Annotated in this window: 11 protein-coding genes; 6 read left to right on the forward strand and 5 right to left on the reverse strand. The window is 65.7% G+C overall.

From position 1 onward, the window contains the following. Position 1 precedes the first annotated feature (1 nt). On the forward strand, positions 2–400 hold the full coding sequence (locus AB4Y84_RS04745) for a stringent starvation protein B (RefSeq protein WP_442249828.1): 399 nt from the start codon (positions 2–4) through the stop codon (positions 398–400). Between the two features lie 38 nt (positions 401–438). Here AB4Y84_RS04745 and AB4Y84_RS04750 read toward each other — a convergent pair whose 3' ends face one another. The 4 genes from AB4Y84_RS04750 to AB4Y84_RS04765 form a co-directional block, all read right to left on the reverse strand. Continuing rightward, positions 439–789, reverse strand: coding sequence for a DUF3301 domain-containing protein (locus AB4Y84_RS04750; protein ID WP_025875275.1), 351 nt, complete (start codon positions 787–789; stop codon positions 439–441). Positions 790–858: 69 nt separating this feature from the next. Beyond that, positions 859–1839, reverse strand: coding sequence for a DUF2272 domain-containing protein (locus AB4Y84_RS04755; protein ID WP_312107884.1), 981 nt, complete (start codon positions 1837–1839; stop codon positions 859–861). 112 nt (positions 1840–1951) lie between these two features. Beyond that, positions 1952–2803: a carboxylating nicotinate-nucleotide diphosphorylase gene (gene nadC, locus AB4Y84_RS04760; RefSeq protein WP_442249829.1), complete on the reverse strand. Its 852-nt coding sequence runs from the start codon at positions 2801–2803 to the stop codon at positions 1952–1954. Further along, positions 2800–3069: a Trm112 family protein gene (locus AB4Y84_RS04765; RefSeq protein WP_089240025.1), complete on the reverse strand. Its 270-nt coding sequence runs from the start codon at positions 3067–3069 to the stop codon at positions 2800–2802. The genes nadC and AB4Y84_RS04765 overlap by 4 nt, the downstream gene beginning before the upstream one ends. A gap of 58 nt (positions 3070–3127) precedes the next feature. Here AB4Y84_RS04765 and purE point away from each other — a divergent pair, with 58 nt between their 5' ends. Both purE and AB4Y84_RS04775 read left to right on the forward strand, forming a co-directional pair. Next, a complete protein-coding gene (gene purE / locus AB4Y84_RS04770) occupies positions 3128–3631 on the forward strand; it encodes a 5-(carboxyamino)imidazole ribonucleotide mutase (RefSeq protein WP_442243717.1) in 504 nt (167 codons plus the stop codon). Continuing rightward, positions 3628–4776, forward strand: coding sequence for a 5-(carboxyamino)imidazole ribonucleotide synthase (locus tag AB4Y84_RS04775; protein ID WP_363731022.1), 1149 nt, complete (start codon positions 3628–3630; stop codon positions 4774–4776). Before purE ends, AB4Y84_RS04775 begins: the two co-directional genes overlap by 4 nt. A gap of 248 nt (positions 4777–5024) precedes the next feature. On the opposite strand, the gene AB4Y84_RS04780 is transcribed toward AB4Y84_RS04775, so the two are convergent. Then, positions 5025–5603 carry a superoxide dismutase gene (locus AB4Y84_RS04780; protein WP_312786927.1) on the reverse strand — a complete coding sequence of 193 codons (579 nt, stop codon included), beginning with the start codon at positions 5601–5603 and terminating at the stop codon, positions 5025–5027. A gap of 119 nt (positions 5604–5722) precedes the next feature. Between AB4Y84_RS04780 and grxD the strand changes: the two genes are divergently transcribed. From grxD to AB4Y84_RS04795, 3 genes are all read left to right on the forward strand, one after another. Beyond that, positions 5723–6043 carry a Grx4 family monothiol glutaredoxin gene (gene grxD / locus AB4Y84_RS04785; RefSeq protein WP_025875264.1) on the forward strand — a complete coding sequence of 107 codons (321 nt, stop codon included), beginning with the start codon at positions 5723–5725 and terminating at the stop codon, positions 6041–6043. Beyond that, complete coding sequence (locus AB4Y84_RS04790; protein ID WP_312786928.1) at positions 6040–6837, forward strand: SDR family NAD(P)-dependent oxidoreductase; 798 nt, start codon at positions 6040–6042, stop codon at positions 6835–6837. The genes grxD and AB4Y84_RS04790 overlap by 4 nt, the downstream gene beginning before the upstream one ends. A 208-nt stretch (positions 6838–7045) precedes the next feature. Next, the gene (locus AB4Y84_RS04795; protein ID WP_394195727.1) at positions 7046–10255 is read left to right on the forward strand and encodes a TonB-dependent receptor; all 3210 of its coding nucleotides are present in this window, start codon (positions 7046–7048) and stop codon (positions 10253–10255) included. Positions 10256–10595: the final 340 nt, after the last annotated feature.

Below are 10595 nucleotides of genomic sequence, written 5' to 3' on the forward strand. Positions count from 1 at the left end.
GGTGGAATGGATCAATGACAACCAGCTGACGCCGCACATCCTGGTCGACGCCGGCGTTCCCGGCGTGCAGGTTCCGCCTTCAGCCATCAAGGATGGCCGGGTGGTGCTCAACATCGCCGAACGCGCGGTGGTACGGCTGGTGATCGACAACGAGTCGGTGAGCTTCTCGGCGCGCTTCTCCGGCACCAGCTATCCGGTGCAGGTGCCGATCAGCGCCGTACTGGCGGTATATGCCCGCGAAACCGGGCAGGGCATGGCGCTGCCGGATGACATTCCCGGTGGCGAGCCGGCGCCGGCCAGTGATGAGCTGCTGCACGACGATGAGCAGACGCCGCCGGACGACACGCCGCCCGCTGGTCCGCCGCCGAAAGGCCGTCCGACCCTGCGCGTGGTCAAGTAATGGTGGGGGCCGACCGTTGGTCGGCACACCTTTAGCCCCTACACATCCTCGGCCTCTTCGTTGTCCGCACGGATCTGGCTGATCCGTGCCGCGCCCGGGCCGGTGAAGGAAACCAGCTGATCGCCGCGCAGCACCATGCGGCCGACATGGCGATCGATGCCGTCGTAGGAATACTCGAACTTGAAGGTGCGTTCGAAGCCGAGGCGTCCGTCTTCCCCGCGCGACAGGCGCAGGCCCGTGGCGTGCACGGCCTGGTCCAGCCACTGCACATCGGCGGCACGGCAGGCGTTGCGGCCCAGTTCGATCGCACGTTCGGCGGCCGAACGCGCTGCGTTCCAGAAGAAGTAGACGATACCGCCGGCAATCAGCAGGAACAGCAGGGTGGGCATGGCGTCAGCCGTCAGGTGTCGATCCGCCAAAGATGGCGACGAATGGCGACCGGATCAAGCGGCATCTGCTCAGCGATTGCTGCCAGGCTCCGTTGCCGGCTGCAGCGGCAACGGTGTCGGCGCAGCGGGTATCACCGGCGGAAGCGGTGCGACCCGCGGCGCAGTGGCATTCAACTGCAGCAGCGCGGCCCAATCCTGCCGGTTGAAGCTGCATTCGTCCTCACGGCCCGGCGTGCAGGTCGGGTCGATGCCGGTGGTATCGCGCTCGCGCGGCGGCGGTAGCTTGATCGTGCCGGTGCGATCCAGTTGCAGCAGGCGCATCGCCACGGTGTTCATGACATTGCCGCCCACCAGGTAAAGCGTCTGGTCGCCACCGAGGTTGGCCGCCACCACCACTTCGCAATGCGACTTCCAATGGCCGACCGAGCCGTTGCCCAGGGCCTGCACCAATCCGCTGTAACTGAGCGTGCTGCTGCGGTCGCGCAGGAAGCACAGCAGATCGCCCGGCGCAGGCTTGGCGGTGGCCGGGTCCACCAGGCGGTAGGGCACGCCGGAAGGGCCTGCCTGGTAGGCGGCGCGGATGTAGTCGATATGGCGTGGGGAAGTATTGAAGCCGGGTACGCCGGCACGCACCATCACCCAGGAAATGAAGGCCGCCGACCACGGATTGTCGATCAGGAAGGCGCGGCAATCGCTGTCGGTGTAACGCGTGCCCAGCGGTGCCAGGCAGCTGCTGGCGCCGGGCTGGCTGCCCAGCGCGTTGAGCGTGCCGCTTTCGCGCCAGTAGCTGGTGACCCGTTGCCAGGCGATCAGGCCGTTGTCGGCCAGATGATCGCCTTCGGCCTCGGTGACACTGAGACTGGCGGCGCGGCCGTCACGGTCGATGAAGGGGCGATACCAGAGCCGATGCTCGTTGCAGGCGGTGTTGCGGATGGCGATCGCCAATGGGCTCAGGCCGAAACGAGGTGGAACATCGCAGGCTTCGACAGCGGCAGCCGAGAAGGGCGTCGCTGCCAGCAGCAGGCAGGCAGGCAAGAGCATCCGGCGCATGCGCGGCTCCTGTGGGGGATGGCCGCAGCGTCGCAGCGCCGTTGTGAACGCCGGGTGTGAGAACGGTAGTGCCGGCCGCTGGCCGGCAACATCACGATCCGCGAATCCACCCTCAACCCGGTGGCGGACCCAGTTTCAACGACAGGTCGATTGCCTGCACGTGCTTGGTCAGGCCGCCGATGGAAATGCAGTCCACGCCATCTTCGGCGATCGAGCGCAGGCCGCCGAGGCCGACGCTGCCGGACACCTCCAGTGGAATGCGGCCTTCGGTGATGCGTACCGCTTCGCGCCGCAGTTCCGGGCTGAAGTCGTCCAGCAGGATGCGTTCACAGCCGGCTTCCAGCGCCTGCCGCAGCTGTTCCAGGTCCTCGACCTCGACCACCAGCGGCAGCTGTGGCCATTGCTGGCGGGCGGCCGACACAGCCGCAGCCAGTGAACCGGCCGCGCGGATGTGGTTCTCCTTCAGCATCACCGTGTCGTACAGGCCGAAGCGATGGTTGTSSCCGCCGCCGCASCGCACCGCGTACTTCTGCGCCAGACGCAGGCCGGGCAGGGTCTTGCGGGTATCAAGGATGCGAGTGCCCGTACCTTCCACCGCAGCCACGTAGCGGGCAGTGGTGGTCGCTGTGCCGGACAGGGTCTGCAGGAAATTCAACGAGGTGCGTTCGGCGCTGACGAGGCTGCGGCTGCGACCATGCAACAGGGCCAGCACGGTGCCGGCGCTGACGCTGTCGCCTTCGGCCACCCGCCACTCGATCTGCACGTCCGCATCGAGTGCGCGGTGGGTGGCATCGAACCACGGACGGCCCGCGATCACTGCATCCTGCTTGCACAGCAGGTAGGCACTGTCGGGCTGGTCGGGCAGCAGGGCGGCGGTGACGTCGCCACTGTCCAGGTCCTCGGCCAACGCGCGGGCGACATCGGCCGCGACGACGGCTGGATCCGGCGTCGGCAGCGCGCTCATGCGGTCGGGAAGTCGGCGATCTGTGCGGTCGGGATGGCTTCTTCGGCCAACAGCACCGGAATGCCGTCGTCGACGCGGAATACCTGCTTGCGGTCGCGGGTGACCAGGGCTTCGCGCAGCGGCTGCGCCAGCGGGTTGCCATCGGCGCGGTTGACGGTACCGGCGGCGATCGCCCGGTTGAGGGCTTCCAGGCCCTTGCCATCCAGCAGGGACAGGGGCTGGCGGGTATCGGGAGATACCAGCAGGTCGAGCAGCTTGCGATCCATGGTTCTTCGTCTTGCGTGGAAGATGGCTAGAATACGTCTTTAAGGCAGGTGACGGCCAATGACCCCCAACCCGATCGCGCCGCTTGTCGGCATCGTCATGGGTTCCCGCTCCGACTGGGAAACCATGCAGCACGCCGCCCAGAAGCTTGAAGCTCTGGGTGTTCCGTTCGAAGTGAAGGTGGTGTCCGCCCATCGGACGCCGGATGTGTTGTTCAGTTACGCCGAGCAGGCGGGTCTGCGTGGCCTGCGCGCGATCATCGCCGGTGCCGGCGGTGCTGCGCACCTGCCGGGCATGATCGCGGCCAAGACCGCGGTGCCGGTGCTGGGCGTGCCGGTACAGTCCAAGGCCCTCAACGGCATGGATTCGCTGCTGTCGATCGTGCAGATGCCCGCCGGCATCCCGGTCGCCACCTTCGCCATCGGCAATGCCGGCGCGTCCAATGCCGCGCTGTTCGCTGCGGCGATGCTGGCCAGCGACCAGCCGGCGATCGGCCAGGCGCTCGACGCGTTCCGCGCACGCCAGACCGAAGATGTGATGGCCCACGACGATCCGCGCCAATGAGCCTGACCGTCGGCATCCTCGGCGGCGGTCAGCTCGCCCGCATGATGGTCCTGGCCGGTGCGCCGCTGGGACTGCGCTTCGAACTGTATGATCCGGCCGCCGACGCCTGTAGTGGCCCGCTGGCGCCGCTCACCGTCGGCGCCTTCGATGATCGGCAGGCCCTGGCGGACTTCGCTGCCAAAGTCGACGTGGTTACCTTCGATTTCGAGAACGTGCCAGCTGACAGCGCGCAGTGGCTGGCCGACCGTGTGCCGGTCTACCCGCCGCCGTCCGCGCTGGCCGTGGCCCAGGACCGGTTGAGCGAGAAGACCCTGTTCCAGCAGTTGGGTATTCCGCTGCCGGCGTTCGCCGATATCCGCAGCCGCGACGAGCTGGCTGCCAAGGCCGCCGAATTCGGCCTGCCGTGCATCCTCAAGACCCGCCGCTTGGGCTACGACGGCAAGGGTCAGTTCCGCCTGCGCAGCGAAGCGGATATCGAGGCGGCATGGCAGGCGCTGGGGGCGCAGGTCGAGCGCACCGGCCTGATCCTCGAGGGCTTCGTCGCCTTCCAGCGTGAAGTCAGCGTGGTGGCCGTGCGCGGCCGCGATGGCAGCTTTCGGGCCTGGCCGGTCACCGGCAACTGGCATGTCGACGGTGTGTTGTCGGCAAGCGTGGCACCGGCGGTGCTGTCCGCTGCCGAGCACGAAGCGGCGATCGGCTATGCCCATCGTGTCGCCGAACACCTGCAGTACGTGGGTGTGTTCGCATTGGAGCTGTTCTGCCGCGACGGTGAACTGCTGGCCAACGAGATGGCACCACGCGTGCACAACTCGGGTCATTGGACCATCGAAGGCAGCGAAACCTCCCAGTTCGAGAACCACCTGCGTGCGGTGCTCGGCCTGCCGCTGGGCAGTACTCGCATGCTCGGCCATGCCTGCATGCTGAACTGGCTGGGGGCGATGCCCGACCCGACGCCGGTCCTGCAGCAGGCCAGCGGCCATTGGCACGATTACGGCAAGGAATCACGTGACGGCCGCAAGGTTGGTCACGCGACGCTGCGTGACGATGATGCCGGTGCACTGGCCGATGCGCTGGAGCAGGTAGGCCTGGAGCTCGACCGCCAGGCCCAGGTGGCCCCGGCCGTGCACGCGCTGCGCAACCGCTGAGCGAAGGCGTGCCGAYCGCTCGCCGGCCGGCGCCGCTGTCCCGGTAATGCCGGCCGCTGGCCGGCAGACGTCGCTGATGCTGGTAGTGCCGGCCGCTGGCCCGCAACGCCCACCAAGGTGGGCATCTACCAGAGCAGGGCCCACCAGGATGGGCATCTACCAGAGCAGGGCCGACCAGGATGAGCGCCCACCACGGCCTGGCGTGATGCCGGTAGCGCCGGGCCATGCCCGGCGGATGCCCGTCCGTATCAGCGCAGCTGGTTCTCGGCGAACTCCCAGTTCACCAGTTGCCAGAATGCTTCCAGATAACGCGCACGATCATTCTGGTAGTCGGTGTAGTACGCGTGCTCCCAGACATCGCAGCACAGCAGCGGCGTGCTGTCGCCGGTCAATGGCGTACCCGCATTGCGCGTGGCCTGCAGGCCGAGCTGCCCACCCGGGTGCTGTACCAGCCACACCCAGCCGGAGCCGAACAGGCCAAGCGCGGTTCGATTGAACTCTTCGCGCAGGCGTTGGCCGTCGCCGAACTGGCGCTTGACCAGCTCGCCCAGACGGCCCTGCGGCTCGCCGCCGCCGCGCGGGCGCAGGCATTGCCAATAGAAACCGTGGTTCCAGGCTTGGGCGGCGGCATCGAACAGCGCGCCCTGGGCGTGGCGGACGATGTCCTCCAGCGTGGCTTCTTCCCATTCGGTGCCGACAATGGCGGCATTGACCGCGTCGACGTAGGTGCGATGGTGGCGGCCGTGATGCAGTTCTACGGTCTGTGCCGACAGGTGCGGCTGCAGGGACGAGGGCAGGTAGGGCAGGGCGGGCAATTCGACGGGCATGGACAGGTTCGTGGCCAGGGGGCGGCGGCAGCCGGTACCATCGGCTTACAATGGGGACTACCGTGGGCAGTCTAGCCGACCATCACGGTTGGTTTGTCCGGCGAAGCAAGGAGTGAGGTGTGGCGGTAATGCAGCAAATCCAGGCCGAGGTGGATCGTTACCCGCTCGTGCTGTTCATGAAGGGCACCCCGCAATACCCCATGTGCGGCTATTCCAGCCGTGCCGTGCAGGCCTTGATGGCCGCAGGCGCCGTTGCGCTGCGCACGGTCAATGTTCTGGAAGAGCCCGAGATCCGCGCCAACCTGCCGCGCTTCTCCAATCTGCCCACCTTCCCGCAGCTGTTCATCAACGGTGAGTTGATCGGCGGCTGCGACATCGTCATGGAACTGTTCGAAGCCGGCGAGCTCAAGCGCATCGTCGAAGAGGCTGCGCAGGGATGAGCGCCTGGCCATCGACGTCACCGGCAGACGGGGCGCTCGATGGCCGCCCTTTGCAGGATCGCGTGGTGCTCGTTGCCGGCGCCGGTGGTGGGCTGGGGAGTGCCGCGGCTGTGGCTGCCGCCGAGGCGGGAGCGACCGTGGTCCTGCTGGGGCGCAAGCCACGCCGGCTGGACCGGGTCTACGCCCAGGTGCAGGCGGTGGGGCCGGAACCCCTGTTGTACCCGTTGGACCTGGAAGGTGCAGGTCCCGACGATTATGCCGAACTGGCCCAGGCCGTGGCACAGGAGCTGGGACGTCTTGATGGCCTGCTGATCTGTGCAGCGCACTTTCCCGGCCTGACCCCGTTCGAGCTGGCCGACCCGGCCAGTTTCGCCCGTGCCGTGCACGTCACCCTGACCGCTCCGGCCTGGCTGGCCCAGGCCTGCCTGCCGTTGCTGCGCGAGCGTGAAGACGCGGCTCTGGTATTCACCGTGGATGCTCCTGAGCGGGTGGGGCAGGCTTACTGGGGCGGCTATGGTGCCGCCCAGCATGGTCTGCGCGGGCTGATCGGCAGCCTGCATGACGAGCTGGCCCGAAGCTCGGTGCGGGTAAGTGGTCTTTACCCCGGCCCCTTGCGTACCGCCCTGCGGGCGCGGGCCTATTCGATCGACCAGGACCCGGCCGCACGTGGCCCGGAGGCGGCCGCTGCTGCGGCCGTGACCCTGTTGTCCGCCGCTGGACAGGCGTGGCGCGGGCAGGTGCTCGATGCGGGCAATCCGGCATCGACGAGTGAAGACGTTAGTAAAGCGGAATGAAGATTCCGTCACGATAGCGTTGCGATCCGGTGCCGTTTGTCGCACAACCGTCACATTGAAAGCGTAGCGTGTTAATCTAGTGTTAACCGTTGCGGCAGCTGCCGTTCACGGTAGGGAACCCCAGATAAATGTCCGAACAGCCGCCCGCAAGGCTGCTTGGATGCGCTTTTTTTCCGCCATCGCCAACTCGCATCGAGGCTACCGAACAATGACTCACCCATTCCGGATGTCCAAGCTCACCCTTGGTCTCGTGGCTGCGCTCGCCGCCGCTCCCGCCTTCGCCCAGAGCACCTCTGCCGGTGTCGGCGGCCAGGTCGTGTCCCGCGCCGGCCAGCCCGTCGCCGGTGCTGAAGTCACCATCACCCACACCGAGTCGGGCACCGTTTCGCGTGCCACCACCGATGCGGCGGGTCGTTACAACGCGCGCGGCCTGCGCGTGGGTGGTCCGTACTCGATCACCATCACCAAGCCGGGTGAAGGCACCAAGACCGAAGATGGCGTCTATCTGGGCGTGAATCAGACCGGCACCATCAATGCCACCCTGGCCGGCGACCTCGCCGCSACCAACCTGGACACCGTGCAGGTCACCGCTGTCGGCGGCGGCTCGGAAGTGTTCAGCGCCACCAAGATGGGTTCGGGCACCAACATCAGCCAGCAGCAGATCGAAGTTGCGCCGTCCATCGGCGGCAACATCCAGGATCTGATGCGTCTGGATCCGCGCGTGACCTTCATCGATCGCGCCTCGGGCTCGATCTCGGCCGGCGGCCAGAACCCGCGCTTCAACTCGATCAACATCGACGGCGTCTCGGCCAGCGACACCTTCGGTCTGGAAGGCAACAACATGCCGACCCGCCGCCAGCCGGTCGCGATGGAAGCCATCGAGGCGCTGGACATCAACCTGTCCAACTACGACGTCAGCATCGCTGCCGCCGCCGGTGCCACCGTCAACGCGGTGACCAAGTCCGGTACCAATGAATTCCACGGTTCGGTGTACGGCACCTACCGTGACGGCGACTGGTTCGGTGACAACCCGGAAGGCCAGCCGTTCAACGGCTTCACCAAGGAAGAGACCTACGGCGTGACCTTGGGCGGTCCGATTATCAAGGACAAGCTGTTCTTCTTCGCCAACTACGAAAAGTTCAAGCAGGCCGCCCCGGGCGCCGACCTGAGCGGCACCGCGCTGGGCAAGGCCAACCCGCAGTTCACCCTGGCCGACGTGACCCGCGCGCAGCAGATCGCGCAGGGCTACGGCATCAACGCCGGTGGGCTGGAAAGCAACGGCGACACGGAGATGGAAGAGTACGCGCTGAAGCTGGACTGGAACATCAGCGAAAACCACCGTGCCAACATCCGTTACAGCAAGATCGACCAGAGCAAGCTGCGCATCAACGGCATGACCACCAGCTCTGCCTCGCTGAGCTCGTACTGGTACCAGCATGACAAGACCAACGAGAGCTACGTCGCCCAGCTGTTCAGCGACTGGACCTCGAACTTCTCGACCGAACTGAAGGCCTCGTACCGCGAGTACTCGGCGATCCGCAACGTGTCCACCGACGCGCCGAGCATCCGCATCTTCTTCGGCGGCAGCCAGGCTTCGCCGTCGGGTGACTCGCTGTACTTGGGTACCGAAGTCAACTCGCAGAACAACATCCTGGAAACCAAGGCGTGGAACTACTACGCCGCCGGTACCTGGACCCTGGGCGACCACGACGTCAAGTTCGGTGCGTCGTACGACACCAACGACATCTACAACTACTTCGGCGCCAACTCGTGGGGTGCCTACACCTTCTACGGTCTGGACAACTTCGCCGCTGGCCGTTGGAGCAGCTACAACTACAACCCGGAGCGCACCCCGGGCTCGATTCCGGCTGACTACAAGTTCAGCAACCTGGCCCTGTTCGTGCAGGACACCTGGTATGTCAACAACAACCTGACCCTGACCCTGGGCGTGCGTGGCGATCGTGCTGACACCAGCCCGGCGCCGGCCTACAACGCTGCGGCGTCGACGTTCTTCGGTCGCAACAACAGCGATGTGCTGAGCAACAAGTTCCTGATCCAGCCGCGCTTCGGTTTCAACTACACCTTCGACAGCGAGCGCCCGACCCAGCTGCGCGGTGGCGTGGGTCTGTTCCAGGGTGATGCCCCGCAGGTGTGGCTGAGCAACAGCTATTCGGCGACCGGCTTCAACAACTCGGTCTACGCGTACACCTCCAACAACCCGGCGCTGCCGTTCAACCCGAACAAGGGCAGCCAGCCGGTCCCGACCGCCCCGGGCTCGAACCGTCAGAACGTCAATTTTGTCGGCAGCGACTTCAACATGCCGTCGGTGTACAAGGCCAACCTGGCCTTCGACCATGAGACCCCGTGGTACGGCATCGTGGCTTCGGCCGAGCTGCTGGTCACCAAGGTCAAGGATGCGCTGTACTACAAGAACCTGAACCTGGGTCCGGTGCAGCAGCTGGGTCCGGACGGCCGTGAGCTCTACTACGCAGCGGCACGCAACGGCAACCTCTGGACCAACAACGACGCACGCGCCGGGCGTAATGGTGCCTACGACTCGGTGTACGAAATCGCCAACACCGACAAGGGCCGTACCTCGCAGTTCACCGTGTCGTTGAGCAAGCCGTGGTCGGAAGCCAGCGACTGGTCCTGGAACATCGGCTACACCTACACCGACGCCACCGAAGTGGGCTCGCTGACCAGCTCCACCGCCAGCTCGGGCTGGGGCTACCAGTACGCCTTCAACGCCAACAGCGAAACCGAGAACACCTCGCGCTACGAGATCCGCGACCGCCTGTCGGGCTCGCTGAACTGGAAGCACAAGTTCTTCGGCGACTACGAAACCAAGGTGGGCCTGGTGTACGAAGGCCGTAGCGGCCGTCCGTACAGCTACGTCTACGTCAACGACGCCAACGGCGACAGCCGTAGTGCGAACGACCTGTTCTACGTGCCGAACCGGGGCGATGTGCTGTTCGGTGACATCAACAAGGACACCGGTCGGTTCACCGCCAACCCGGAAATGGAGAAGTCCTTCTACGAGTGGCTGGCCGCCAACCCGCAGCTGGCCAAGTATGCGGGTAGCTATGCTCCGGCCAACCAGTTCCGTACCGGCTGGATCAACACCTTCGACATCCGTATCAGCCAGCAGCTGCCGGGCTTCATGAAGGGTCACAAGTCGGAAGTGTGGCTGGACATCCAGAACGTCGGCAACATGCTGAACAAGAAGTGGGGCAACATCTACGACTACGGCTTCTTTGCCGATGCGCGTGTGGCCACCCTGCAGGGCATGAAGGACGGCAAGTACGTGTAYAACTTCCGCGGCGCTGACCTGCCGGCGGTGGCAAACAATGACGCAGACGGCTTTGACGTCGGTGTGTCGCAGTGGTCGCTGCAGCTGGGCTTCCGCTACCAGTTCTGATGAACTGACGTAGTTGCTGCATACGGAAACGGCCGGGGAAACCCGGCCGTTTTCCGTTCAGGCGAAAGTCCTTGCAGGGGGCAGGGCATCGGCGTAGCATCCGGACACGTGCGCGGCGCAGATGCCGCCGAAGCGGTCCCGGAGCGGCGAACGCGGGACGCACCTATCCAACGGTCGGGCTTCCCGGCCGTTTTGCTTTTTAAGGGGGCGGCAGTACAGTCGGACACCTTAAAGGAAGCAGAAAAGTGGATATGACAACGAATGAAAAGGCAGCGCGGACGCTGCCGGTGCAGGACGCGCGGATCTACCCGCGTGGTGGCCTGGATGTGCTGTCGCGGGC

Origin of the sequence: Stenotrophomonas sp. 2YAF22 (assembly GCF_052114665.1) — a bacterium.
Taxonomy (GTDB): domain Bacteria; phylum Pseudomonadota; class Gammaproteobacteria; order Xanthomonadales; family Xanthomonadaceae; genus Stenotrophomonas; species Stenotrophomonas indicatrix.

What these genes read in the sequence shown, in the direction of transcription:
- AB4Y84_RS04790 (WP_312786928.1), top strand. Translation starts at nt 6,040, where the DNA reads ATGAGCGCCTGGCCATCGACGTCACCGGCAGACGGGGCGCTCGATGGC.
- AB4Y84_RS04750 (WP_025875275.1), bottom strand. Translation starts at nt 789, where the DNA reads ATGCCCACCCTGCTGTTCCTGCTGATTGCCGGCGGTATCGTCTACTTC.
- AB4Y84_RS04780 (WP_312786927.1), bottom strand. Translation starts at nt 5,603, where the DNA reads ATGCCCGTCGAATTGCCCGCCCTGCCCTACCTGCCCTCGTCCCTGCAG.
- purE (WP_442243717.1), top strand. Translation starts at nt 3,128, where the DNA reads ATGACCCCCAACCCGATCGCGCCGCTTGTCGGCATCGTCATGGGTTCC.
- AB4Y84_RS04765 (WP_089240025.1), bottom strand. Translation starts at nt 3,069, where the DNA reads ATGGATCGCAAGCTGCTCGACCTGCTGGTATCTCCCGATACCCGCCAG.
- AB4Y84_RS04775 (WP_363731022.1), top strand. Translation starts at nt 3,628, where the DNA reads ATGAGCCTGACCGTCGGCATCCTCGGCGGCGGTCAGCTCGCCCGCATG.
- AB4Y84_RS04755 (WP_312107884.1), bottom strand. Translation starts at nt 1,839, where the DNA reads ATGCGCCGGATGCTCTTGCCTGCCTGCCTGCTGCTGGCAGCGACGCCC.